Below are 23,947 nucleotides of genomic sequence, written 5' to 3' on the forward strand. Positions count from 1 at the left end.
GCAGGGGAAGCCGCAGGAATGACCGCCGAGACCGCACATGCCCCGCCGACCGGGCCGAGCCGCAGCGAGATCGACCAGACGCTGCGCGGGATCCTGCGCGACGTCCTCGGTCTCGACCAGGCACAGGTCGACGGTTTCGACAACGATACCGGCCTGTTCGGTCATCTCCCCGAACTCGATTCAATGGCTGTCGCGGGCCTGTTCACCGAAATGGAAGACCGGCTCGACATCGTGATCGACGATGAAGACGTCGATGGCGAAATGCTCGAAAGCTACGGCGGCCTGCTCGCCTTTGCCGAAGCCAAGGTCGTCGGGGCCTGAGTTCGACCATGTATGCCACATGGCCTTGTCCGCTGCCGAATGGCCGCATGGGCGAGGAAATGGTGCTCGGGTTCGATGCCGCACGGGCGAAGCGCCTGCTGGTGATTCCGCCGATCTTCGATGAAGCCAACAAGTTTCGCCACCAAATCTTCGAAATCATGCGCAGGATCGATTCTCGCGAGGTGGATTGCTTCCTTCCCGACCTGCCGGGCTGTAATGAAAGCACGGCCGATCTGACGCAGCAGACGTTGGGCACATGGCGCGCAGCCGTGGCGGCGGCTGCGGCGCATTTTCGCGCTACGCATGTCCTCGCGATCCGCTCCGGCGGGTGGCTGGTGCCTGGCGATATTCCGGGATGGCTCTATGCCCCGGTCAAACCCCGACAGGTCCTGCGCAGCCTGCTGCGCGCGCGGATAATCGCCGCACGCGAAGCGGGACGTGACGAAACCTCAGACGGACTGCTCGAAACCGCGCGGACCGAAGGCATCGAACTGGCCGGCTGGCCACTCGGCGCACAGCTTGTCCGCGAGCTCGAAGCGGAGGAAGTGACGCCCACCGGCGCGCAGATCGTGATCGAACACTCCGATGTGGGCGGCCAACCGCTGTGGCTGCGCGCCGAGAATGACGACGACCCCGAACAAGCCGATGCGCTCGCGGCGATCGTCACGACCGGCGTGCACGGGCTGTGACCCGCCTCCACCTCACCTTCGAATGCCAGGGCGTGCGCTGCGCTGCGACGCTCGACAGTGCACCGGGAACGACCGGGCTGCTCATGGTCAGCGGCGGCAACGAGATCCGCGCAGGTGCCTTCAACGGCCAGGCACGGCTCGCGGCAACGATCGCCGCGGCAGGTTTTCCCGTGTTCCGCTTCGATCGACGCGGGATCGGCGACAGCGAAGGCGACAATCGCGATTTCCGCAGATCGACCAAGGACATAGCCGCCGCTCTTCTCGCGTTTCGCGCGATTGCACCGCAGGTCCAGCGCGTGGCGGGGTTTGGCAATTGCGATGCCGCATCGGCGCTGATGCTGGCGAGCGGCGCCGAATGCGATGCACTGGTGCTGAGCAACCCGTGGACCATGGAAGACGGTGAAGACGATATTCCGCCCCCCGCCGCGGTCCGTTCGCGCTATGTCGAAAAACTCAAGAATCCACGGGAACTTGCACGGCTTGTTTCGGGCCGGGTCGACCTTGGCAAGCTCGCCAAGGGTATGGTCCGGGCGGCACGGCCGCGCAGCAAATCCTCATCGCTCGCGGACGAGATGCGTACCGGGCTTGCCGGATTTACGGGACCGGTGAAATTCCTGCTCGCGGATGGCGATCGGACCGCGCAGGTCTTTGCCGAGCGCTGGGATACAGACGATACGCGGATCGCGCGCTGCCCCGGTGCCGACCATGCCTATTCGAGCGTGGAAGCGCGCGCCTGGCTGCGCAGCCGGATCCTCGAGACGTTGCGCCGCTAGCGGGTGAAGTAGCTCGTCACTTCGACATGCGTCGACCAGCGGAACTGGCCGACGGGACGCAGCGTATCGAGCCGGAACCCCGCTTCGACCAGCAGCTTGGCATCGCGCGCCCAGCTCGCCGGATTGCAACTGACATAGACGACCCGCGTGGCAGTGCTGGCGGCGATTTGCGCCACTTGCTCGCGTGCACCTGCACGCGGCGGATCGAGCAGCACCGCACTGAACCGGCTCACCTCGTCGCGTTGCAGCGGGTTGCGGAACAGGTCGCGGTGCAGCGTGAGCACGGGGACACCGCGCATATTGGCCGCGGCCTTGCACGCGAGATGCGGCTCGCGCGCCGCCTCGACCGCGAGGACCTTGCGCGGACCGGCGAGCGCAAAGGCGAAGGTACCCAGCCCCGAGAAAAGGTCGGCAATCGTTTCCGCCCCGGCAAGATAGCGGCGGGCATCCTCGATCAGCACCGCCTCGCCATCGGGGGTCGGCTGGAGGAAGCTGCCCTGCGGGAACGGGACGGGGATCGCGCCCAGCGTCACCGTTAGCGGTTCGGGTTCCCACAAGGTCTCGGGCCCATAGCCACTATCGAGCGAGAGCCGCGCCAGCGCATGGTCACGCGCGAAATCGAGCAGCGCCTCGGTCGCGGCCAGCCCCTCGGCTGCGATGCCCTTGAGCAGGCAGTCGATACCCTGGTCTGCCAGTGTCAGTTCGATGTCGACCGCCTGGCGCCCGCCATGCGCGGCGATCAGCGTCTTGAGCGGTGCGACGAGCGCGAAGAGTTCGGGCGTCAGGATATGGCATTCCTGCATATCGACGATGCGGTGCGATCCGCCCTCGCGAAAGCCCAGCACCGCGCTGCGTCCGGTACGCATGCCGTGGAGCGTTGCGCGGCGGCGCGATCGTGGCGGCGACAGGTGCGTTTCCAGCAGCGTGTCAGGCACGATCCCCTGCCCTTCGGCAGCATGGACCACGCGGTCGGTGACGAACTGGCGCAGCGCCTCCTCGTCGGCATGCTGGAGCTGGCAGCCACCGCAAGTCGGGAAATGTCGGCACGGCGGGGCGACATGATGCGGCCCTGGCGTCAGCGTACCATCGGGCGCGATAGTATCGCCGGGTACGCCGCCCGCCACATGGCGGTCCGAGGCGGTGATGCCGTCGCCGCGCGCGGCGATGCGCTGGATGATCTCGATTTCGCTCACAGGAACGACGCCATGGCCGGTTTGACCGCACGGGCAAGGTCTCCGGCAGAAAAAGCGGGTGATGCGATCCGCGCTGCCTCCTGATGAAGCCAAACGCCTTCGACGCAGGCGCGCTGCGAATTGCCATGCACCGCCAGACGCGATGCGACGATGCCAGCAAGGACATCGCCTGTCCCGGCGACCGAAAGCCAGCTCGACCCGCGCGGGAAGAACTGCGTCATGACGTCACTGGCGAGGATCGTGTCGGGACCCTTGGCAAGCACGGTCATTCCGGTGACGTCACGAAGGCTTCGCGCGCAATCGAGCTTGCCATCCGCGCTGATACCGAAAGCCTCGCAGAGTTTGGCCAGCTCGCCCTCGTGCGGGGTCAGGCAAACCGTCGTGACGTCGGCTCCCTTGAGCATATCCGGGTCGAGCAGCTGCAGCGCATCGGCATCGAGCACCATGGGACGCCGCTGTTTGAGGGCCCTGGCTAGGCGTCCCCGGGCATCGCCATCGCGCCCCAGCCCCGGACCGACGAGCAGGGCAGAGATCCGCTCATCGCCAAGGCTCTCTCCGAGATTGTCCTGTTCGATCACCAGATCCGCGGGTGCGTCGGGGTGCGAATGCTCGCTGAGCAGCTTCACATAGCCCGCCCCCGCACGCATCGCCGCTTCGGCTGCAAGCAGCGGTGCCCCGGGCATCGCGCCCGCGACGATTGCGAGTAGTCCGCGGCGATATTTATGCGCGTCGGGCGATGGTGCCGCCAAGTGCGGGCGCGAGGAGAAGCCGGTCGAGCCCGGCCCAAGGTCGAGGCCGATCGGAACGAGCCGCCGTATCCCCATCGCGGCCATGGCGGGCATCAGTCCATGCGCCTGTTTCCAGGCCCCCAGCGCCAGCGTCATATCGTACTGCGGCAGCGGTCCGAGCACCTCTCCACTGTCGCTGGCTACCGCGCTCGGCACATCGATTGCTATTCTATAACAGTCTCTTGCGGAGACTTGTTCGAGCAAAGAGGCAAATTCACCCTCGACCGGCCGCGTCAGGCCGTAACCGAACAGGCAATCGACCACGACCGGATGGCGCAGTGCCGCGTCGGCGGAGATGTCTCCGCCAAACTGCGCGCGCGCTTTCCGTGCGGTATCGGTGGTGGGCTCGATCGGCGCGATGATTTGCACCGTGTGCCCGGTTCGCAGGAGGATATCGGCGATCACATAGCCGTCCCCGCCATTGTTGCCCGGGCCGCACAGCACCGTCACCGACCGTCCGGCGGCGACCCGCATGACCCATTGCGCCGCACCTTCGCCCGCGCGCTGCATCAATTCCCATTCGCTGGCCTCGGCATCCATCGCCGCGCGTTCGGCGGCGCGCATCTGCGCAACGGTCAGGATCGGCTCATTCATCGCGCGGTGCCTCCCAGCGATAGCGGTCATCGCCAATGACGAGGACGATCTCATCGCCTAACCGCTGGCTTTCGGCGCGCTGCGCTCCGTCGAATTCGACCAGGCCCGACGGGGTATCGGCGCTGGCGAGCTTGCGGAAGCCGCCATCGGGGTGGCGCATCACGAAGTAGCGTGCGCTGCCCTCGCCCATTTTAACCAGGCGGCACTCGCTCGCAAAGTCGCTCGCCCCGCGCAGCGCGCAAGCGACGGGCGTGCCGCCCTCGGCATCGATAGTGGGCGAGCGGTCGCAGGCGCCGAGCGCCGTCAGCGCCAGCACCGGCACAGGAAGGAAGCGCCGTAAAATTGCCATGCCCCGCCGCTGCCATGCGCGGGGGCGCGGAGCAAGCCTCAGCCGCGCTTGATCTGCGAAACGTCGCGGATCGCGCCGCGCGCGGCACTGGTGGTCATCGCGGCATAGGCTTCGAGCGCGGGCGAAACGCGGCGCTCGCGCGGTTTGGCAGGCGCCCAACCCTTGGCCTCCATTGCGGCGCGGCGTTCGGCCAGCACTTCGTCTGCCACCGCGAGGTTGATCGAGCGCTCGGGAATCGAAATCTCGATCCTGTCGCCGGTCTCGACCAGTCCGATGGCCCCGCCCTCGGCCGCCTCGGGCGAGACATGGCCGATCGACAGGCCAGAGGTTCCGCCAGAGAAACGCCCGTCGGTCAGCAAGGCGCAGGCTGCGCCCAGCCCCTTCGATTTCAAGTAGCTGGTCGGATAGAGCATTTCCTGCATGCCCGGCCCCCCGCGTGGCCCTTCGTAGCGGATCACCACCACGTCGCCTTCGACCACCTGCCCGGTGAGGATCGCAGTCACCGCGTCGTCCTGGCTCTCATAAACCTTCGCCGGGCCCGAGAAATTCAGGATGCTCTCATCGACGCCCGCGGTCTTCACGATGCAGCCGTCGCGCGCGATATTGCCATAGAGCACCGCCAGCCCGCCATCCTTGCTGAAGGCGTGCTTGGCGCTGCGGATGACCCCATTCTCGCGGTCGAGATCGAGTTCGTCCCACCGCCGCGCCTGGCTGAAGGCGGTTTGTGTCGGCACCCCGCCAGGAGCGGCAGCGAAGAATTCGCGCACCTTGTTGTTATGGGTGCGGCCGATATCCCAATCGTCCAGCGCATCGGCCATGGTCGGGCTGTGGACGGTCGGCAGCGCGGTGTGCAGCAGGCCCGCCTTATCGAGCTCGCCGAGGATCGACATGATCCCGCCCGCGCGGTGGACGTCCTCCATATGGACGTCGCTCTTGGCAGGCGCGACCTTGGACAGGCACGGCACCTGGCGGCTGAGCCGATCGATATCGCGCATGGTAAAATCGACCCCTGCCTCATGCGCGGCGGCGAGCAGGTGAAGCACCGTGTTGGTCGAGCCGCCCATCGCAATATCGAGGCTCATCGCGTTCTCGAACGCCTCGAACCCCGCGATCGTGCGTGGCAGGACGCTTTCGTCGTCCTCTTCGTAATAGCGCTTGGCCAGTGTCACCACGAGCCGCCCGGCGCGTTCGAACAAGCCCTTGCGGTCGGCATGCGTCGCCAGCGTCGAGCCATTGCCGGGCAGCGAAAGCCCGAGCGCCTCGGTCAGGCAGTTCATCGAATTGGCAGTGAACATGCCGCTGCACGAGCCGCAGGTCGGGCAGGCGTTCTGCTCGATCGCGGTCACTTCCTCGTCGGTATAGCTTTCATCCGCCGCCGCAACCATCGCATCGACGAGATCGAGCGCAACTTCCTTGCCCTTCACCACGACCTTGCCCGCTTCCATCGGTCCGCCCGAAACGAACACGCTGGGGATGTTGATCCGCATCGAGGCCATCAGCATGCCCGGCGTGATCTTGTCGCAATTCGAGATGCACACCATCGCATCGGCGCAATGTGCGTTGACCATATATTCGACGCTGTCGGCGATCAGGTCGCGGCTGGGAAGCGAATAGAGCATCCCGTCATGCCCCATAGCGATCCCGTCATCGACCGCGATGGTGTTGAATTCCTTGGCCACCCCGCCCGCAGCCTCGATCTCGCGCGCGACCAGCTGCCCCAGATCCTTCAGATGGACATGGCCGGGCACGAATTGAGTGAAACTATTGACCACCGCGATGATCGGCTTGCCGAAATCGCCGTCCTTCATCCCCGTGGCGCGCCACAATCCGCGCGCGCCGGCCATGTTGCGGCCGTGAGTGGTGGTGCGGGAACGATAGGCAGGCATGATCTTGGTCCGGTCGGCTTCGTGGAGGATGTCAGACTAGAGGATCGCGGGTGCGGGTCGAAGCGGAAAATCTTTACGCGAAGCTAGATGCGGGATTGGCGCGCTGGTTGGCGGAGGAACTTTCGGCCCCGCAACCGCCGCGTCGCCCCTGCGCAGGCAGGGGCCCAGATGACCTTCGTTCCTCAAAGCCACGTCAGCTGGATCCCCGCCTTCGCGGGGATGACGGGAAAGCGGGAAGAAACCGGCCTCCACCCGCTCGCGAGGAGCAACACGACACCGCAAACCGCCCGCAAGCGACGAACTGATCAGCTCAGAATTCGAGCGCGACACGTCCCATGACATCGGCGATCAGCAGCGCCCAGCGCGCCTGCCCCGCCTCGGTGGCGATCTGGTCCTGGCGGACCTCGATCGTGCAATAGGGGATGCCATGCGCTTCGGCATGACGGTCCATCGTCGCGTTGAGCTGCTTGCCCGAATAGGGCTGGTTGTCGCCGACATTGAGCCGCTGTTCGCCGAACAGGCGGATCGCATGCCGAGCAGCGCGATCGTCCTGGTTATACAGCAGCGCAACCTCCCATGGCCGCTCCTCGTCGCTGGTGGCGAGGCTGGGAGTGAAGCTGTGCAGTGCGACCAGCAGCTTGGGTCTCGCCTCCGCGATCAGATCGGCGAGCGCCGCGTGATAGGGACGATGGAAGCGGTCGAGCCGCGCCTCGATATTGGCGCCGATATTGCCCGGGATCAGATGCCCGTCGCTGGTCGTCGGGACGACTGCGGGCTCGTCCTCCTTGCGGTGCATATCGCACACCAGCCGGCTGACCCAGGCGATATGCGCGGGCATGGCGTGGCGGCGGGCGAGACGGTCGGCGATGCCCTCCACCCCGATGTCGACCGCGATATGCTCCGTGAGCAGCTTACGGTCGATGCCCAGTTCGATGTCTTCGGGGACGAAATTCGATGCATGATCGGCAACGCACAGCAGACCGCCGGGCCGCAGGTCTTCGGTACCGACCTGGCGGTAGGGCAGATTGTCGATCATCATCGCAAGGATCCCTTCATCTGCCACCAGCCCGAATGCTCGGCGGCGATGCGTACCGCGGCTTCGTCGCGCGCGGTGTCGCTGTCGAACAGCGCAAAACACGTTGCGCCGGAGCCTGACATACGGGCGAGCACTGGCGAAGTTCCGCGCAATGCAGCGAGTACGCCGGCGATTTGCGGACGCAGCGAAATGGCCGGAATCTCGAGATCGTTGCGCCCCTCCAACGCGATGGTGTGGGCATCGCCCTGGGGCAACGCGCCGCGGTCGGTGCCATCCCAATGCGCGAATACGGGCCCGGTCGATAGCGGGACCCGCGGATTGACCAGCAGGACGGGGGTGCCCTCAAGGCTGTCGTCGATCGGCTCGAGTTCGGTCCCGGTGCCGCGCCCGATGCAGCTGCGGCTGTCGACACAGGCAGGGACATCGGCGCCCAGCGCGGCGGCGCGGTCGTGCCAGTCACCGGGCAGGCCGTGATGCTGCTTGACCATGCGGAAGACCGCCCCCGCATCGGCGGACCCGCCGCCCAGCCCCGCCGCGACGGGGAGGTTCTTCTCGAGCGTGATGGCCAGGCCATCGGCGCGCGGCAATGCGCCAAGCGCCTTGGCGACGAGGTTGTCGAAGGGATTGTCGAGCCCGCCGGCAAATTCGCCGAGCACCCGCACGCTATCCTGCGCCGCGCTGGACGCGGTCAGCACATCGCCCGCATCGACGAAGGCGAACAGCGTCTCAAGCTCGTGATACCCGTCCTCGCGCCGCTTGCGGACATGCAGCGCGAGGTTGATCTTGGCGTATGCGGTTTCAGTCATGGCCACTGCGATCGACTAGCCAAGCACTTGCGCGATTTGCGCTTCGATCGAGGCTACCGCCCCGTCCACTTCCAAAATTGAAGTATCCAGCCGCAAATGCGCCGAACCCCAAGGCTCGAAATTCCGCTCGGAAATCTCAGTCCAAGTGGGATGGACCAGGCCGTCCACATCGGAGGGGCGCTGCTCGGCGCGCGACCGGTGTATCTGGACGTCGCTACAGACCACTTCGACCTCGATAGACGAACACCCGCTACGCTGGGCCGCATCTCGCCAGCCCTTTCGGCTGGCTTCGATGGGGTTCACGCTGTCCGCGATCACCTCCAACCCAAGTTGGAGATTCGACGCAGCAATCGTCTGAGCAACCACATACCCCAAGCGGCCGGCATCCTCACCGGTTTCGTTGAGCACAGCCTGCTCGATCTCATCGACCCGAACATAGGTTGCCGCACGTTTGGCCGACAACGCCTTCGCAATCGTCGACTTTCCGGTTGCCGGCAGTCCTCCGAGAATAACGAGCATCAGCCTTACATATTCGGGTAATTCGGGCCGCCGCCGCCTTCGGGGGTGGTCCATTCGATGTTCTGGTTTGGGTCCTTGATGTCGCAGGTCTTGCAGTGGATGCAGTTCTGCGAATTGATCTGGAACTTCATCTCACCCGTATCCTCGTCGGCCAGCCACTCATAGACGCCGGCGGGGCAATAGCGGTTCGACGGGCCATCGTATTCGGCCAGTTCGCTGGTCTTCTGAAGCTCCCAGTCGCACACTTTCAGGTGAACCGGCTGGTCTTCGGCGTGGTTGGTATAGCTGAAGGCGACATTGGTCAGCTTGTCGAAGCTGAGCTTCCCGTCGGGCTTGGGATAGGCGATCTTCTGGTGCAGGTCGGCGCGCTGCAGCATCTCGTGATCGCGGTGGTGCTTCATCGAAATCGGCAGGCCGATCTTGAGCGTGCGCATCCACATGTCGATGCCCGCCAGCACGGTGCCCAGATCCTCGCCCCATTTGGCGACTGCGGGCTGCGCGTTTTGCACCAGCTTCAGTTCCGTGGCGATCCAGCTTGCGCGGACCGCTTCGTCGTAATCCATCAGCTCGGTATGTTCGCTACCCGCAGCGACCGCCGCAGCGATGCTTTCTGCCGCCAGCATCCCGCTTTTCATCGCGGTGTGGCTGCCCTTGATCCGCGGCACGTTGACGAACCCCGCGGCGCAACCGATCAGCGCGCCGCCGGGGAAGGCCAGCTTGGGCACCGACTGCCAACCGCCTTCGTTGATCACGCGGCCGCCATAGGCGACCCGCTTGCCGCCTTCGAGGATCGCCGCGATCGACGGGTGGTGCTTCCAGCGCTGGAATTCCTGGTAGGGCGAGACGTAGGGGTTCTTGTAATCGAGCGCAGTCACGAAGCCGAGCGCAACCTGGCCATTGGCCTGATGGTACAGGAAGCCCCCGCCCCAGGTGCCGGTTTCGCTCAGCGGCCAGCCCTGCGTGTGGATCACGCGGCCCGGTTCGTGCTTGGCGGGATCGATATCCCACAATTCCTTGACCCCGAGGCCATAGACCTGCGGCTGGCAATCGGCCTCGAGGTCGTATTTCGCCTTCATCTTCTTAGTCAGGTTGCCGCGCGCACCCTCGGCGAAGAGCGTGTATTTCGCGTGGATTTCCATGCCCGGCTGGTAATCGCCCTTGTGCGATCCATCCTCGGCGATGCCCATGTCCTGCGTGACCACGCCGGTCACCGCGCCGTGCTCGTCGAACAGCACTTCGGCAGCGGGGAAGCCGGGGAAGACCATCACGCCCAGCCCTTCGGCCTGTTCGCCCAGCCAGCGCGCCAGATTGCCCAGCGAACCGGTGTAATTGCCGTGATTGCCCATGAACGGGGGCAGCAGGAATTCGGGCAGGTCGGACTGGCCGGTTTCCGACAGCACCCAGTGGTGGTTCTCGGTCACCGGCGTTTCCGCCATCGGGCAGTCCATGTCGCGCCATTCGGGCAGCAGCTCGTCCAGCGCCTTGGGATCGACCACCGCGCCCGACAGCACGTGCGCGCCAATTTCGCTGCCCTTTTCGAGCACGACGACCTCGAGGTCTTCGTTGATCTGCTTCAGCCGGATTGCCGCTGCCAGGCCGGCGACACCGCCGCCGATGATGACGACGTCGCAGGGCATCGATTCGCGTTCGCTCATGACTCTCTCTTTTCGTCGCGTAACTTGTGCGAGTGCCTTGATTGGTGGCGCTATTAAGGTCAAGACCTGCGCTTCGAGGAATGATGCACGCCGACCCGCCGAACACGCGCGATTTCACAGCGCTCGCGAGCCTTGAAGGCGCGCTCGACTGGTGGCGCGAGGCGGGCGTCGATGCCGATTTCGCCGACGAGGCGAGCGGCTGGCTGGCCGAACCCAAGGGCGACGATGCCGTAGCGGCTCCCCCGCCGCCCGCTCCGCCGCCAGTCAAACGCAAGACCGCGCTCGAGCGCGCGCTCGAACAGCCCGACGAACCGGCCTCCGGCATCGTTCCGGCCGAGCTGCCCGATACGCTCGAAAAATTTCGCGAATGGTGGATGACCGCGCCCTCATTGGCGAACGGCGCGCTCGACCGGCGCGTGCCACCGCGCGGGGTCGCGGGTGCCAGACTGATGGTGATGCTGCCCCAACCCTTCGACGACGATGGCGACGGCCTTCTCACCGGCGGCGCGCGCCCATTCGTCGAGGCGATGCTGCGCGCGATGGGGATCGCCGCGCATGAGATCTACTTCGCCAGCGCGCTACCCGTCCCCACGGCCATGCCCGACTGGCCGCGACTGGCGGCGACTGGCCTGGGCGACGTGACCCGCCATCATATCGCGCTCGCCGCGCCGCAGCGCGTGTTGCTGTTCGGACGCGCGCAACTCGAACTGTTCGGCATCGCGCGTGAACGCGCGCGCGAGCCGCTGTCGCTTGATTGCGCGGGCAAGCCCCATCCGCTGCTCGCCGCGCCCGATCTGCGCAACCTCGCGCGCTCGCCTGCGCGGCGCGAGAATTTCTGGAACCGCTGGCTGGACTGGACCCAATGACCATTCGCCCCCTCCCCATTACCCTCGCCGCGATGCTCGCCGCGGCCCTGCCCGCCGCGCCCGCACTGGCGCAGCAGAGCAGTGTCGAATATTTCACCCGCTCACACGCCGCCGCGCTGCCGCAATTGCTGTCGAACGACGACCGCGCCTTTTACGGTTCGCTGTTCGAAGCGATCGACAGCCGCAACTGGGACCGGGTCGAAGTCATGCTGGCGGGCCGCACCGATGGGCCGCTGCATGGCGCTGCGCTGGCAAGCTATTATCTCCACCCCCAAAGCCCGCGGATCGAGCTTGGACGGATCGAAAGCTGGCTCGACCGCTATGCGCGCCTGCCCGCAGCCGAGGCGATCGTCAGGCTCGGCCAGACGCGCGGTCTCGACAATCCGCCCTCCCTGCCCCGCGCCCGCGATCTGGTGCGCCAGCCCGGCTCGACCAAGCGGATCCGGCCCAGTGCGATCAATGACGGGACGATGCCCGAAAGCGTCAAGGCGGCGATCCTCGAACGGATCACCAATGACGATCCCGACGGCGCGCGCCTGCTCCTCGACGGAGTAGATGCGACGCTCAGTTCACAGGCGCGCGCCGAATGGCGCTATCGCGTCGCGTGGAGCTATTATATCGAGAACCAGGACGCGCAGGCCTGGGCGCTGGCCGATACCGCGCGTGACGGCGGCAGCGGGGCTTGGGTCGCGGAAGGCGATTGGGCGGCAGGCCTCGCCGCCTGGCGGCTGGGCGATTGCGACAAGGCCGCCGAAGCGTTCCAGCGCAGCGCGGCGGGTGCGGCCAGCCCCAACCTCGCCGCCGCAGCGCATTACTGGGCCAGCCGTGCGCTGATCCGCTGCCGCTTTCCTGAAAAAGCCGACGAGCAATTGCGCGGCGCGGCCCGCTTTCCCGAAACGCTTTATGGCATGCTTGCGCATGAACAGATGGGCCGCGACCTGCCGCGCACGCATGCGCAGCCCGACCTTACCGAGGCCGACTGGCGGCGCCTGCGCGACAAGGAAGCCGCGCGGCAGGCGGTCATGCTGGCCGAAATCGGGCGGCGCGAAGAGGCCGAACGCGACCTGACCTGGCTGGTCCGCACGGGCGACCCCGACGATTACGGCGCGCTCTCGCGACTTGCGCGGGCGCTCGGGCTGACCGGGGCGCAGACCTTCATGGCCTATAACGCCCCGCGCGGAGAAGGCGCGCATTCCAGCCTGCGCTATCCGGTGACCTTCCGTACGCCGGTGGGCGGCTGGCGGGTCGATCCGGCGCTGGCCTTCGCGCATGCGCTGCAGGAATCGAATTTCCGCGAGCGCGTGGTCAGCCCGGCGGGCGCGATCGGGCTGATGCAGATCATGCCGATCACGCAGCGCGAATATGCCGCCTCGATCAATATGAGCAGCGGCGCCGATCTCAAGGACCCGGCAGTCAATCTCGCCTTCGGCCAGCGGACGCTCGAATCGCTGGGCAGTTCGAACTACACGCAGGGCCGCCTGCCCAAGGTCATGGCTGCCTATAACGCCGGGCCTTCGCCCGTATCGCGCTGGGAAAGCGAGATCCGTGACCAAGGCGACCCGCTGCTGTATATGGAGTCGATCCCCTATTGGGAGACGCGCGGCTACGTCGCCATCGTGATGCGCAATTACTGGATGTATCTGCGCCAGGCGGATGCCGCGGCGCCCAGCCGGATCGAACTGGCCGAAAACGACTGGCCGATGTTCCCGGGAGTGCGCTGATGGCGATCGACGAGGGCCTCCCCTTCAAGCCGGTTCGCATCGCGCTGCTGACGGTTTCCGACACGCGTACGCTGGCCGACGACAGTTCGGGCGACATCCTCGCGGGGCGGATCGTCGAAGCGGGACACATCCTCGCCACGCGCGAGATCAGCAGCGACAGCAAGAACGAGATCGCCGCGCACCTGCATCGCTGGATCGACGACGACCAGATCGATTGCATAATCACCACCGGCGGCACTGGGTTGACCGGGCGCGATGTCACCCCCGAGGCGCTCGACCGGGTCAAGGACAAGGACATTCCCGGTTTTGGTGAACTGTTCCGCTGGCTCAGCTACGAAACGATCGGCACCAGCACGATCCAGAGCCGCGCCTGCGCGGTGCTGGCACGCGGGACCTATATCTTCGCGCTGCCCGGGTCGAACGGCGCGGTGAAGGATGGGTGGGACAAGATCCTCCTCCACCAGCTCGATAGCCGCTTCCGCCCCTGCAATTTCGTCGAACTGATGCCGCGGCTCAAGGAACGATAGGCACCGGGATGCTCCCCGTTTTGCGTTAGCCAAGAGGGGAGGTGGACGAGGCTAGCAACCGCGATCCGAGGGGCACCGGCCTGACCAGGACGCTTCGAACCACATCCACCCACCGTCACCCCCGCGAAGGCGGGGGTCCCGCTACCTTTGGGGATGCGAGACAGCAGCGGGATCCCCGCGTTCGCGGGGAAGACGGAACGATTGTAAGAGCGCGGTAGGTTGCCGCGCTAGCCCGCTGCCACCCACCAATTCTGCCTGGCGCACCACTCTTGTTCTATATATGTTCTCGTATATGGAACATCGACTCGCTCCCCCCATATCCGGACGCGGCGCGCAGGGCGGCGAAGTGTCAACGCGCTTCGGTCTCGCCACGCGCGAGGAAGACGGGGACTGGCGCGATTATATGGAGCAGCTGGCCACCATCGAAGGGGGCCCGCCGGTCAAGCTGCGCACGCAGGTGACCGAGGAACTGCCCAAGACGATCCTCAGCTTCAACCAGTCGCCCGACATACCTTTCGACCGTTCGGTCAACGCCTATCGCGGCTGCGAGCACGGCTGTGTCTATTGCTTTGCGCGGCCGACGCATGCCTATCATGACCTCTCACCCGGGCTCGATTTCGAGACCAAGCTGTTCGCCAAGCCCAATGCGGCGGAACTGCTGCGCGCTACCCTGGCCAAGCCCAAATACCGCCCGCGCCCACTGGCGATGGGCACCAATACCGACCCCTACCAGCCGATCGAGGCGCGTTACCGGATTACGCGGCAGGTGCTCGAAGTGTGCCTCGATGCGCGCCACCCGGTGACGATCACCACCAAGTCGGACCGCGTGCTCGCCGATCTCGACCTGCTGGCCGAGCTCGCCGAGCGTCGGCTGGTGGCGGTGGCAATCTCAGTCACCTCGCTCGATCCGAAACTGTCGGGCAAGCTCGAACCGCGGGCGGCGGCTCCGGCGAAGCGGCTGCAGGCGCTGGGGAAACTGGCGGCTGCGGGTGTACCGACGCATTGCTCGGTCTCGCCCATCATTCCCGCGATTACCGACGAGTTCATGGAAGAGATCGTCCAGCGCGCGGCGGCGCTCGGTGTCGACAGCGTCGGCTGGATTCCGCTACGTCTGCCGCACGAAGTCGCCCCGCTGTTCCGCGAATGGCTCTCGGTCCACTTTCCCGAGCGCGGCGACAAGGTGATGGCAATCGTCCGCTCAATCCGCGGCGGGCGCGACAACGATCCCGACTTCAACACTCGCATGAAACCCACCGGAGTCTGGGCCGATCTATTCCGCGCCCGCTTCCGCCTCGCCTGCAAGCGCTCGGGAATGGGCAAGGCGAAGTTCGAGCTCGATTGCACGCAGTTCAGGCCCCCCGCGCTGGGCGGACAGATGCGGTTGCTATGACAGCCTCCCCTCTCCCCGTTACGGGAAGGCTAAAAGCCCTCGCCCGCATCGCCCGGAGCAAATCGCACCAACCTGCTGTCCGCCAGCGCGGCGGTGCGGTTGGCCACTGCCTTCTGGTACTCCGGGTCCTTGATCATTTCGAAGAAGGCGCCCGAATTGGGATATTGCGCGACGAAGCCGTCGTGCCAGCGCATCGCGTCGGGGCCGGTCACCACCGTTTGGAAGACGCCGCGCCAGACCATCGTGCCGCCCACGCGGCGGAAGATCGGGCCGCTGGTCTTGCCATATTCCTCATAGGCGCGGCGACCGCTCCAGCCCTTGCCGGCATGTTCGTGGCCTTGCGGATATTCCGCCTGCTCGCGATATTCGAGCAGGTTGAGCATGTGGATCGGCTCGTCGCGCGGCAGGTCCTTGAACGCCTGGAAGTTCGCAGGGCTCGGATCGATATAGGTGTCGGTCATCTCAGATCTCCAGCGCGTAATCGTTGAACCGTTCACGCAGGTCCTTCTTGCTGATCTTGCCCGTCGCGGTGTGCGGGATGTCGTCGACGAACTCGACCGCATCGGGTAGCCACCACTTGGCCACCTTGTCGGACAGGAAGTTGATCACCTCTTCCGCGGTGACTTCCTGGCCGTCCTGCTTGACCACGAACAGCACCGGGCGCTCGTCCCACTTGGGATGCATCATCCCGATGGCGGCGGCTTCGGCGACCGCCGGGTGGCCCACCGCCGCGTTTTCGAGTTCGACAGAGCTGATCCATTCACCGCCCGACTTGATTACGTCCTTGGTCCGGTCGGTGATCTGCATCGTGCCGTCGGGGTGGAGGATCGCCACATCGCCAGTGTTGAACCAGCCGTCCGCATCGATCGCGTCTTCTTCGGCCTTGAAATAGCGCTTCACCACCCAGGGTCCGCGGATATGCAGCGCGCCCGAGCTTTCGCCGTCGCGCGGCAGCACCTTGGCCGGATCGTCGAGATCGACCGTGCGCAGTTCCACGCCGAAGATCGGGCGACCCTGCTTCATGGTCTTCTCGACCTTCTGGTCGAAGGTCAGCTCGTCCCAGTCGGTCGTCGGCCCGCCGACCGTCCCGATCGGCGAGGTTTCGGTCATCCCCCAGGCATGCTGGACGCGCGTGCCGTTCTTCATCAGCCGTTCGATCATGAAGCGCGGCGCGGCCGAACCGCCGATGGTCGCGGCGCGTAGCTTGGGCAGTTCGAGGTTGTTGGCGTCGCAATACTGGAAATGCGCCAGCCACACCGTAGGCACGCCCGCCGAGTCGGTGACCTTCTCGGCCTTCATTACCTCGTCGAGGACGGCCGGGTCGTTGACCGCGCTGAAGACGAACTTGATCCCCGCCATCGCTCCCGCATAGGGCAGGCCCCAGCTGGCCGCGTGGAACATCGGCACCACCGGCAACATCACCGACGACGCGGTAAAGTTGAAGGTCGACGGCTGCAGTCCGGCCAGCGCGTGCAGCAGCGTCGAGCGATGTTCGTACTGCACGCCCTTGGGATTGCCCGTGGTGCCGCTGGTATAGCAGATCATGCAGGGATCGCGCTCGTCGCCATCGACCCATTCGAAGTCGCCGTCCTGCGCGCCGATCCAGTCTTCGAAGCTGGTGGTGTGCTCGCCGCTGTCGAAGCAGATGTAATGCTCGACCGTGGGCCATTTGTCGCGCATCTTGTCGACGATCGGCTGGAACGCCGCATCGTAGATCATCACCTTGTCCTCGGCGTGATTGACGATGTATTCGAGCTGGTCTTCGAACAGGCGCGGATTGCAGGTGTGCAGCACGCCGCCCATCCCCGCGACGCCGAACCAGCTGACCAGATGGCGCGCATGGTTCATCGCGAGGCTGGCGACCTTGTCGCCCTTGCCGAGGCCCAGCGCCTGCAGCGCCTGGCTCATCTTCTTCGCATCACGGCGGACGCACGCCCAGTCGGTGCGGGTCTCGCTGCCATCCGCCCAGCGGGTGACGATTTCGCGGTTCGGGGCTTCCCGGGCTGCGTGGTCGATCACATGCGAAATCCGCATGCTCCAGTCCTGCATCGCGCCAAGCGACATATGTATTCCTCTCCATTCTGGTCATTGCGAGGAGCCGCAGGCGACGCGGCAATCCAGCTTCGAACGTCGCAAATCGGAGCGACGGCGGGAAATGGATTGCGTCGCCTGCGGCTCGCAATGACTGTGTTCTCAGGCGACGAGGCGCAGGTTTGCCTTCCCCCGTCGCGCGGTTAACTGCACCTTGGCAAGGCCGGGCACACTTGCCAAGCGTTCGGCAAGCTCGCCGTCGATAGAAAATGTTCGCCCCAGCCGCACAATGGGCGGGCTGGGATCACCGGTCATCAGGGTCGCGACCGCTTCGTCGCCCCCCTCGCCGCCCTGGCCCAGCACGATCGCCAGCTCGCCCAGCGCGGCGACGCTCTCGATCTCGAGCGTGAGCAGCATCGCCATGGTGCCCTTGACCGCTTCCAGCGGAACCGCACCCCGCACGGTGATCCGCGGCGGTTCGTCGGGGCTCGGGCTGTCGAGTTCGACATCGAGCTTCACACAGGTCTGGTCCTGCGCCCACTGGAGGAATTTCTCGACCAGTCCCTCTTCGAAACAGGCGGCGCTGAACTGGCCCGAACTGTCGGAGAAATCGGCCCGCACAAAGGGTTTGCCGCGCCGGGTGGTGCCCTTGTTCACCTTCTCGACCATGGCCGCCATCACCGCGCCCGCCCGGCCGCCTACCGGCCCCCCGCCGACCATCAGCGAGGCATAGCTGCGCGCACCCTGAGCGCTCGCCACCTGCCGCCATGCCTCGACCGGATGCTCGGCAAAGTAGAAGCCGAAGTTTTCCTTCTCGCGTGCCATCAGCTCGGCGCGCGGCCAGGGTTCAGCCTCTTTCAACCGCAGCACATCCTCGACCGCCGCCCCCTCGCCGCCGAACAGGCCGCCCTGCCCGCTCGACCGCTCGCGCTCGGCCGCATCGGCGACCGCCAGCAGCATGTCGGCATTGGCGAACAGCTTGGCGCGGTCGGGTTCGAATTCGTCGAGCGCGCCCGCGCTGATCAATGCCTCGAGCTGGCGCGAATTCATCGAGCCCCTGGGCAAGCGCTCGAACAGATCCTTGAGATTTTCGAAACGGCCGGCGGTTTCACGCTCCTCGACGATCGCTTCCATCGCGCGTTCGCCGACATTGCGGATTCCCGCCAGCGCATAGCGCACGGCGTAACCGTCGTCGGTCTGCTCGACGGTATATTCGGCCTCCGAGTGATTGAGCGAGGGCGGCAGCACCGTGATCCCGCTGCGCCGCGCATCGTCGACGAAGATCGCCAGCTTTTCGGACTGGTGCATGTCGAAACACATCGCCGCGGCGTAGAATTCCTCGGGGTAATGCGCCTTGAGCCACGCGGTCTGGTAGGCGAGCAATGCATAGGCGGCGGCGTGCGACTTGTTGAAACCGTAACCGGCGAACTTGTCGATCAGGTCGAACAGCGCATTGGCCTCGGCCTTTTCGATCCCGCTGACTTCCCTGCACCCGGCAACGAAGCGTTCGCGCTGGATATCCATCTCGGCCTGGACCTTCTTGCCCATCGCGCGGCGCAGCAAATCGGCGTCGCCGAGCGAATAGCCGGCCAGGATCTGCGCCGCCTGCATCACCTGTTCCTGGTAGACGAAGATGCCGTAGGTCTCGGCCAGGATGCCTTCGAGCTTGGCATGCGGAAACTCGATCGCAACCTCGCCCGCCTTGCGTTTGCCGAACAGCGGGATGTTGTCCATCGGACCCGGACGGTAAAGCGAGACGAGCGCGATGATGTCGCCGAAATTGGTTGGCTTCACCGCGGTCAGCGTGCGCCGCATGCCTTCCGATTCCAGCTGGAACACGCCCACCGTGTTGCCCGCCTTCATCAATTCGTAGACCTTGGGATCGTCGAGCGGCAGCTTGGACAGGTCGATGTCGATCTCGCGCCGCTTGAGCAGGTCGACCGCCTTCTTGAGCACCGACAGTGTTTTCAGGCCGAGGAAGTCGAACTTGACCAGCCCCGAGCTTTCAACATTTTTCATGTCGTATTGCGTGACCGGCATGTCCGAGCGCGGATCGCGGTAGAGCGGCACCAGCTTGGCCAGCGGCCGGTCGCCGATCACCACGCCCGCCGCGTGGGTCGAACTGTTCCGCGGGAAGCCTTCGAGCTGCATCGCCAGGTCGACGAGGCGCTTCACCTCGTTGTCATTGTCGTATTCGTTCTTGAAATCGGCCGCCCCGTTGAGCGCGCGCGGCAGTGTCCACGGATCGGTCGGGTGGTTGGGCACCATCTTGCACAGCCGGTCGACATGGCCGTAGCTCATTTGCAGGATGCGCCCCGTATCGCGCAGCACCGCGCGCGCCTTGAGCTTACCGAAAGTGATGATCTGCGCGACGTGATCGTGGCCGTATTTCTGCTGGACGTAGCGGATCACCTCGCCGCGGCGGGTTTCGCAGAAGTCGATGTCGAAGTCGGGCATCGAGACGCGTTCGGGATTGAGGAAGCGTTCGAACAGCAGGCCGAGCTGGATCGGGTCGAGATCGGTGATCGTCAGCGACCAGGCGACGAGGCTGCCCGCACCCGAACCACGCCCCGGTCCCACGGGAATGTCGTGGTCCTTAGCCCATTTGATGAAGTCGGCAACGATCAGGAAGTAGCCCGGGAACCCCATCTGGTTGATGATGTCGACTTCGAACTGCAGCCGGTCGAAATAGACCTTGCGTTCCTCCTCGCTCATTTCGCCATAGGGCGCGAGCCGCGCCTCCAGCCCCTTGCGGGCATCTTCCTCAAGCGCGCGCGCCTCGCCTTCAAGGTCGCCCGCGAGGCTGGGCAGGATCGGCTTGCGATAGGGCGGCGCATAGGCGCAGCGCTGCGCCACCACCACGGTGTTCTGAACCGCTTCGGGGAGGTCAGCGAAGGCCTCCTCCATCATGTGGCAGGTTTTGACGTAACTTTCGGGGTTCGACCGCGCGCGTTCCTCCGCATCGACATGCGTCGATCCCGCGATGCACAGCATGGCGTCATGCGCCTTGTGCATGTGCGGTTCGGCGAAATTGGCAGGGTTGGTCGCCACCAGCGGCAGGTCGCGGGCATAGGCGAGGTCGACCAGCGCCGCCTCCGCGCGTTCTTCCACTGCATCGCCGCGGCGGGCCAGTTCGATGTAGAGCCGGTCGGGGAACAGCGCCTGCAAGCGATCGAGCAGCGCCTCGGCATGGCTCTGCTGCCCCTCGGCAAGCAATCTGGTCACCGCGCCTTCGCTCGCGCCGGTAAAGGCGATCAGCCCGTCGGTGCGACCGCCCAAGTCTTCCAGCCGAACATGCGGTTCGAATTCGAGCGGGCGTTCGAGATGCGCCTTCGAAACAAGGTGGCAAAGGTTGTCATAACCCGTCTCGTCCTGCGCAAACAGCGGCAGGTAATCGACAAGCTTGCCCTCCGCCCCTTCTTCGCGGCTTGGGCGCGCAACACCCAGCAGCGCTCCGATGATCGGCTGCACACCTTCGGCTTTGCAGGCATTGGCGAACATGACCGCGCCATACAGGCCGTTGCGGTCGGCAATCGCGATAGCGGGAAAGCCGCGTTCCTTCGCCAGCTTCGCCATCGCCTTGGGGTCGATCGCGCCTTCCAGCATCGTATAGGCCGACAGGATACGGAACGGGACGAAGGGCTTGAAGGACATAGCAGCCAATATGCGGTGCGGGAGGGGATTCGCCAACCCGCGCGCGCCGCGCTTTCCTCCGTTCCGTCATCCCTGCGAAGGCAGGGATCCAGATAACGGAAACGTTTCGCCAAAGGCTTGCTTGCCTGGGCCCCTGCCTACGCAGGGGCGACAGTCATTGCCTAGGAGCTACAATAGCTTTTCGATATCCTTGGCGATCGTCTTGGGCGCGTCGGTCGGGCCATATCGCTTCACGACCTGGCCTGAACGGTCGATCAGGAACTTGGTGAAGTTCCACTTGATCGCCTTCGATCCCATCACGCCGGGCTTTTCGCGCTTCATCCAGTCGAACAGCGGGCTGGCATTATCGCCATTGACATCGACCTTGGCCATTAGCGGGAAAGTGAGACCGAAATTGACCTTGCAGAACTCGGCGATCTCGCCCGCATCGCCGGGCTCCTGGCCGCCGAACTGGTTGCAGGGAAAGGCAAGCACCTCGAAGCCCCTGTCGCGATAGTCCTGGTAGAGCTCCTCAAGCCCGTCATATTGCGGGGTGAAACCGCATTTGCTGGCGGTGTTGACCAGCAGCAGGACCTTGCCCAGCTTTTCCGACAGAGCGATTTCGTCGCCCTTGTTCGTGGTGACGACGAAATCGGCGATAGTGGTCATGCGGGGCTATTCCTTGCAGCGACGAACAAGTGGGACAGGATCTGCACGCGCGGCGCTGACCGCGCAAGCGCGGCCATTGCTGGCGCGAGGCAGCCCCATTCAGGCGGCAGGGAAATCCGGGCGCTGCGACAGGCCCGCCACCTCGGCAGCGTGATATTCGCGGTCGCCCGCCTTCTCGATGCAATATTGCGCGCGTTCGTCTTCGGGCATCAGCATAATGTGGCGGATCAATTCGGCGAAAGTTCCGCTGCGCAGCCCTTTGGCCGCATCGAGCACACCGTCGCCGTCATCCACGCGGTGCAGGCTGGCACGGTCATCCCATTCGATGCCGTGGCGGTGGTTGTCGTCGCCTTTGAAAGTGCTGGGGTGGTCGGTCATGAAAATCTCCTTCGCGAAACCTACGATCGAACCGGCTTGCGGGTCCGCTATGCCAGCACGCCGTCGTGCAGCCGGACCACGCGGTCCATCCTTTGCGCCAGGCGTTCGTTATGCGTCGCGATCAACGCCGCGCTGCCTTCGCCGCGCACCAGCCCGAGGAATTCGGCGAGCACCTTGTCGGCGGTGGCCTCGTCGAGATTCCCGGTCGGTTCGTCGGCCAGCACAAGATCGGGTTTGTTGGCCAGCCCGCGGGCAACCGCCACGCGCTGCTGTTCGCCGCCCGATAGCTGGCTCGGTCGATGATCGAGCCGATGCCCGAGCCCCAGCGCGACCAGCAATTGGTCGGCGCGCGCCTCCGCCTCCCCATGCGGGCGGCCAGCGACAAGCTGGGGCAGGACGACATTTTCGCGCGCATCGAAATCGGGCAGCAAGTGATGGAACTGGTAGACGAAGCCGAGATGGTCGCGGCGCAGCACGGTGCGCGCGCGCGAGTTCGATTTTTCCGCCGAATGGCCGGCAATGACGATCTCACCGCCGAAGCCACTCTCGAGCAGGCCGACCGCCTGGAGAAGCGTCGACTTGCCCGATCCCGAAGGACCCAGCAGCGCGACGATCTCGCCCGGACGGATCGCGAGGTCGACGCCGCGCAGCACGTCGATTCGCTCGCCGCCCTGTTCGAAGCTGCGGGTAAGCTGTTTGAGCTCGACTACCGGTTTCACGCCCGAATTACTCATAACGCAGCACCTGCACGGGATCGGTGTTTGCCGCCTTCCACGCGGGGTAGAGCGTAGCCAGGAAGCTGAGGCCCAGCGCGAGCAAGGCGATCATGGTCACTTCGCTGCCATCGACCTTCGACGGAATAGTGGTGAGGAAGCGATATTGCGGGTCCCACAGGTTTTGCCCCGTCAGCGCGCCGATCGCCTGCACGATCTGTTGCCGCCCGGCGAGGATCGAAAAGCCCAGCGCAAGGCCCACCACCGTGCCGATCGCGCCCACGGTAAACCCGGTGGTGACGAAGATTTTCATCAGGCTTTGCCGCGACGCCCCCATGGTCCGCATGATCGCAATGTCGCGAGTCTTGGCACGCACCAGCATGACCAGGCTGGAGAGAATGTTGAACGCTGCCACCAGCACCATGAAACTGAGCGCGAAGGCCATCGCCGCGCGCTCGACCTGCAAGGCATCGAAGAGCGTCGCGTTGATGGTCTTCCAGTCGTTGACCACCGCACGGCCGCCAAGCGAAGAATTCAGCGGGGCCATGATTTCGCCGACCTCGTCGGCATCCTCCACCGTGACCTCAATCATCTGCACACTGTTTCCGATAAGCAGGAGCGTCTGCGCATCCTGCATCGGCATCACGACGAAGGCACCGTCGTAATCGTAGACGCCGACCTCGAAAATGGCGGCGACCTCATAGCCGATCTGGCGCGGCATGGTGCCGAAGGGGGTCGAACGTCCCTGGAGGTTGATGACCGTAATTGTATCGCCGACGCGGGCGCCGATGTTCTCGGCGAGCCTGACCCCGATTGCGACCTTGTACGCGCCCGGCTGGAGCGCCGAGAAATCGCCGCTGATCGCCTTGCTCGAAAGGTCGTCGAGGTCTTCCTGCCTATTACCGCGCACCGATACGCCTTCGACGCGGCCGTTGAAACTGATCGCCAGCGGTTGTTCGATCAGTGGGCTTGCATCGACCACACCCGGCGTCTGACGCACTTCTTCAAGAATGTTCTCCCAATCGTCCATCCGCCCGCCATAGGCCTGGACGATGGCATGGCCGTTGAGGCCGACGATCTTGTCGAGCAGTTCGGCGCGAAATCCGTTCATCACGCTCATCACCACCACCAGCATGGCGACCGAAAGCATCACCACGCCGATCGAGATGCTTGCCACCAGGGCAATGAAAGCCTCGCCCTTGCCCGGAAGCAAATAGCGTTTGGCGATGGTCCATTCGAAGGGGGAGAGGATCAAGAGGGCCCTGGTTTGTGGCTGCGGAGTGCAGCGCGTTTAGGCAGGCAATCCTTGCTGCGCAATGAAATCGTGTCGGATGGGCGGGCATTGGTCGCACTGCCCTTGTAATCGGTTCGTAACACCGCCATTGGGCGCGCATCCCGATCAGTCGCGGC

The 23,947-nt window shown here is 65.0% G+C and carries 22 protein-coding genes; 7 read left to right on the top strand and 15 right to left on the bottom strand.

Annotated elements, in window-relative coordinates; translation table 11 throughout:
- Positions 1–18: 18 nt before the first annotated feature.
- The 3 genes from N6L26_RS05105 to N6L26_RS05115 are packed head-to-tail and all read left to right on the top strand — an operon-like array spanning position 19 to position 1,783.
- On the top strand, positions 19–321 hold the full coding sequence (locus N6L26_RS05105; protein ID WP_263606967.1) for an acyl carrier protein: 303 nt from the start codon (positions 19–21) through the stop codon (positions 319–321).
- A gap of 47 nt (positions 322–368) precedes the next feature.
- On the top strand, positions 369–1,010 hold the full coding sequence (locus N6L26_RS05110; RefSeq protein WP_263606968.1) for a hypothetical protein: 642 nt from the start codon (positions 369–371) through the stop codon (positions 1,008–1,010).
- Positions 1,007–1,783: a hydrolase 1, exosortase A system-associated gene (locus N6L26_RS05115; RefSeq protein WP_263606969.1), complete on the top strand. Its 777-nt coding sequence runs from the start codon at positions 1,007–1,009 to the stop codon at positions 1,781–1,783. Before N6L26_RS05110 ends, N6L26_RS05115 begins: the two co-directional genes overlap by 4 nt.
- On the opposite strand, the gene N6L26_RS05120 is transcribed toward N6L26_RS05115, so the two are convergent.
- The 8 genes from N6L26_RS05120 to N6L26_RS05155 all read right to left on the bottom strand — a co-directional run bounded on the left by N6L26_RS05120 (position 1,780) and on the right by N6L26_RS05155 (position 10,609).
- Positions 1,780–2,976, bottom strand: a complete 1,197-nt coding sequence (locus N6L26_RS05120; protein ID WP_263606970.1) for a class I SAM-dependent RNA methyltransferase — start codon at positions 2,974–2,976, stop codon at positions 1,780–1,782. The two genes, N6L26_RS05115 and N6L26_RS05120, sit on opposite strands and share 4 nt — an antisense overlap.
- Positions 2,973–4,358 (bottom strand): NAD(P)H-hydrate dehydratase, encoded by a 1,386-nt coding sequence (locus N6L26_RS05125; protein ID WP_263606971.1) that lies wholly within the window; start codon positions 4,356–4,358, stop codon positions 2,973–2,975. Before N6L26_RS05125 ends, N6L26_RS05120 begins: the two co-directional genes overlap by 4 nt.
- A complete protein-coding gene (locus tag N6L26_RS05130; protein WP_263606972.1) occupies positions 4,351–4,707 on the bottom strand; it encodes a hypothetical protein in 357 nt (118 codons plus the stop codon). Before N6L26_RS05130 ends, N6L26_RS05125 begins: the two co-directional genes overlap by 8 nt.
- Positions 4,708–4,745: 38 nt before the next feature.
- The gene (gene ilvD, locus N6L26_RS05135) at positions 4,746–6,593 is read right to left on the bottom strand and encodes a dihydroxy-acid dehydratase (protein ID WP_263606973.1); all 1,848 of its coding nucleotides are present in this window, start codon (positions 6,591–6,593) and stop codon (positions 4,746–4,748) included.
- Positions 6,594–6,903: 310 nt separating this feature from the next.
- Positions 6,904–7,629, bottom strand: a complete 726-nt coding sequence (locus N6L26_RS05140; RefSeq protein ID WP_263607255.1) for an N-formylglutamate amidohydrolase — start codon at positions 7,627–7,629, stop codon at positions 6,904–6,906.
- Positions 7,629–8,435: a 4-(cytidine 5'-diphospho)-2-C-methyl-D-erythritol kinase gene (locus tag N6L26_RS05145; protein ID WP_263606974.1), complete on the bottom strand. Its 807-nt coding sequence runs from the start codon at positions 8,433–8,435 to the stop codon at positions 7,629–7,631. The genes N6L26_RS05140 and N6L26_RS05145 overlap by 1 nt, the downstream gene beginning before the upstream one ends.
- Positions 8,436–8,450: 15 nt before the next feature.
- The gene (locus tag N6L26_RS05150) at positions 8,451–8,954 is read right to left on the bottom strand and encodes an AAA family ATPase (RefSeq protein ID WP_263606975.1); all 504 of its coding nucleotides are present in this window, start codon (positions 8,952–8,954) and stop codon (positions 8,451–8,453) included.
- Between the two features lie 5 nt (positions 8,955–8,959).
- A complete protein-coding gene (locus tag N6L26_RS05155) occupies positions 8,960–10,609 on the bottom strand; it encodes an electron transfer flavoprotein-ubiquinone oxidoreductase (RefSeq protein WP_263606976.1) in 1,650 nt (549 codons plus the stop codon).
- Between the two features lie 80 nt (positions 10,610–10,689).
- Here N6L26_RS05155 and N6L26_RS05160 point away from each other — a divergent pair, with 80 nt between their 5' ends.
- From N6L26_RS05160 to N6L26_RS05175, 4 genes are all read left to right on the top strand, one after another.
- Positions 10,690–11,475, top strand: a complete 786-nt coding sequence (locus N6L26_RS05160) for a hypothetical protein (RefSeq protein ID WP_263606977.1) — start codon at positions 10,690–10,692, stop codon at positions 11,473–11,475.
- The gene (locus tag N6L26_RS05165; protein ID WP_263606978.1) at positions 11,472–13,196 is read left to right on the top strand and encodes a lytic transglycosylase domain-containing protein; all 1,725 of its coding nucleotides are present in this window, start codon (positions 11,472–11,474) and stop codon (positions 13,194–13,196) included. Before N6L26_RS05160 ends, N6L26_RS05165 begins: the two co-directional genes overlap by 4 nt.
- Positions 13,196–13,723 carry a molybdenum cofactor biosynthesis protein B gene (gene moaB / locus N6L26_RS05170; RefSeq protein ID WP_263606979.1) on the top strand — a complete coding sequence of 176 codons (528 nt, stop codon included), beginning with the start codon at positions 13,196–13,198 and terminating at the stop codon, positions 13,721–13,723. The genes N6L26_RS05165 and moaB overlap by 1 nt, the downstream gene beginning before the upstream one ends.
- A 280-nt stretch (positions 13,724–14,003) precedes the next feature.
- Positions 14,004–15,113, top strand: a complete 1,110-nt coding sequence (locus N6L26_RS05175; protein ID WP_412071343.1) for a PA0069 family radical SAM protein — start codon at positions 14,004–14,006, stop codon at positions 15,111–15,113.
- A gap of 29 nt (positions 15,114–15,142) precedes the next feature.
- Here N6L26_RS05175 and N6L26_RS05180 read toward each other — a convergent pair whose 3' ends face one another.
- The 7 genes from N6L26_RS05180 to N6L26_RS05210 form a co-directional block, all read right to left on the bottom strand.
- Complete coding sequence (locus tag N6L26_RS05180; RefSeq protein ID WP_263606981.1) at positions 15,143–15,574, bottom strand: DUF1330 domain-containing protein; 432 nt, start codon at positions 15,572–15,574, stop codon at positions 15,143–15,145.
- Position 15,575: 1 nt separating this feature from the next.
- The gene (locus tag N6L26_RS05185) at positions 15,576–17,177 is read right to left on the bottom strand and encodes a long-chain fatty acid--CoA ligase (RefSeq protein WP_263606982.1); all 1,602 of its coding nucleotides are present in this window, start codon (positions 17,175–17,177) and stop codon (positions 15,576–15,578) included.
- A 129-nt stretch (positions 17,178–17,306) separates the two neighbouring features.
- Positions 17,307–20,798, bottom strand: a complete 3,492-nt coding sequence (gene dnaE / locus N6L26_RS05190) for a DNA polymerase III subunit alpha (protein WP_263606983.1) — start codon at positions 20,796–20,798, stop codon at positions 17,307–17,309.
- A gap of 168 nt (positions 20,799–20,966) precedes the next feature.
- A complete protein-coding gene (locus tag N6L26_RS05195; RefSeq protein WP_263606984.1) occupies positions 20,967–21,446 on the bottom strand; it encodes a glutathione peroxidase in 480 nt (159 codons plus the stop codon).
- Positions 21,447–21,545: 99 nt separating this feature from the next.
- A complete protein-coding gene (locus N6L26_RS05200; RefSeq protein WP_263606985.1) occupies positions 21,546–21,824 on the bottom strand; it encodes a hypothetical protein in 279 nt (92 codons plus the stop codon).
- A gap of 47 nt (positions 21,825–21,871) precedes the next feature.
- A complete protein-coding gene (locus N6L26_RS05205) occupies positions 21,872–22,558 on the bottom strand; it encodes an ABC transporter ATP-binding protein (RefSeq protein ID WP_263606986.1) in 687 nt (228 codons plus the stop codon).
- The gene (locus tag N6L26_RS05210; RefSeq protein WP_263606987.1) at positions 22,551–23,792 is read right to left on the bottom strand and encodes a lipoprotein-releasing ABC transporter permease subunit; all 1,242 of its coding nucleotides are present in this window, start codon (positions 23,790–23,792) and stop codon (positions 22,551–22,553) included. Before N6L26_RS05210 ends, N6L26_RS05205 begins: the two co-directional genes overlap by 8 nt.
- Positions 23,793–23,947 lie beyond the last annotated feature (155 nt).

The sequence above is a fragment of the Qipengyuania sp. SS22 genome (assembly GCF_025736935.1).
Lineage (GTDB): Bacteria > Pseudomonadota > Alphaproteobacteria > Sphingomonadales > Sphingomonadaceae > Qipengyuania.

Excerpts from the sequence above, each read along its gene's own strand:
- N6L26_RS05200 (WP_263606985.1), bottom strand. The coding sequence starts at position 21,824 with ATGACCGACCACCCCAGCACTTTCAAAGGCGACGACAACCACCGCCAC.
- ilvD (WP_263606973.1), bottom strand. The coding sequence starts at position 6,593 with ATGCCTGCCTATCGTTCCCGCACCACCACTCACGGCCGCAACATGGCC.
- dnaE (WP_263606983.1), bottom strand. The coding sequence starts at position 20,798 with ATGTCCTTCAAGCCCTTCGTCCCGTTCCGTATCCTGTCGGCCTATACG.
- N6L26_RS05195 (WP_263606984.1), bottom strand. The coding sequence starts at position 21,446 with ATGACCACTATCGCCGATTTCGTCGTCACCACGAACAAGGGCGACGAA.
- N6L26_RS05140 (WP_263607255.1), bottom strand. The coding sequence starts at position 7,629 with ATGATCGACAATCTGCCCTACCGCCAGGTCGGTACCGAAGACCTGCGG.
- N6L26_RS05165 (WP_263606978.1), top strand. The coding sequence starts at position 11,472 with ATGACCATTCGCCCCCTCCCCATTACCCTCGCCGCGATGCTCGCCGCG.
- N6L26_RS05145 (WP_263606974.1), bottom strand. The coding sequence starts at position 8,435 with ATGACTGAAACCGCATACGCCAAGATCAACCTCGCGCTGCATGTCCGC.
- N6L26_RS05175 (WP_412071343.1), top strand. The coding sequence starts at position 14,004 with ATGTTCTCGTATATGGAACATCGACTCGCTCCCCCCATATCCGGACGC.
- N6L26_RS05155 (WP_263606976.1), bottom strand. The coding sequence starts at position 10,609 with ATGAGCGAACGCGAATCGATGCCCTGCGACGTCGTCATCATCGGCGGC.
- N6L26_RS05180 (WP_263606981.1), bottom strand. The coding sequence starts at position 15,574 with ATGACCGACACCTATATCGATCCGAGCCCTGCGAACTTCCAGGCGTTC.
- N6L26_RS05160 (WP_263606977.1), top strand. The coding sequence starts at position 10,690 with ATGATGCACGCCGACCCGCCGAACACGCGCGATTTCACAGCGCTCGCG.
- N6L26_RS05110 (WP_263606968.1), top strand. The coding sequence starts at position 369 with ATGGGCGAGGAAATGGTGCTCGGGTTCGATGCCGCACGGGCGAAGCGC.
- N6L26_RS05105 (WP_263606967.1), top strand. The coding sequence starts at position 19 with ATGACCGCCGAGACCGCACATGCCCCGCCGACCGGGCCGAGCCGCAGC.
- N6L26_RS05125 (WP_263606971.1), bottom strand. The coding sequence starts at position 4,358 with ATGAATGAGCCGATCCTGACCGTTGCGCAGATGCGCGCCGCCGAACGC.
- N6L26_RS05150 (WP_263606975.1), bottom strand. The coding sequence starts at position 8,954 with ATGCTCGTTATTCTCGGAGGACTGCCGGCAACCGGAAAGTCGACGATT.
- N6L26_RS05205 (WP_263606986.1), bottom strand. The coding sequence starts at position 22,558 with ATGAGTAATTCGGGCGTGAAACCGGTAGTCGAGCTCAAACAGCTTACC.
- N6L26_RS05130 (WP_263606972.1), bottom strand. The coding sequence starts at position 4,707 with ATGGCAATTTTACGGCGCTTCCTTCCTGTGCCGGTGCTGGCGCTGACG.
- N6L26_RS05185 (WP_263606982.1), bottom strand. The coding sequence starts at position 17,177 with ATGTCGCTTGGCGCGATGCAGGACTGGAGCATGCGGATTTCGCATGTG.
- moaB (WP_263606979.1), top strand. The coding sequence starts at position 13,196 with ATGGCGATCGACGAGGGCCTCCCCTTCAAGCCGGTTCGCATCGCGCTG.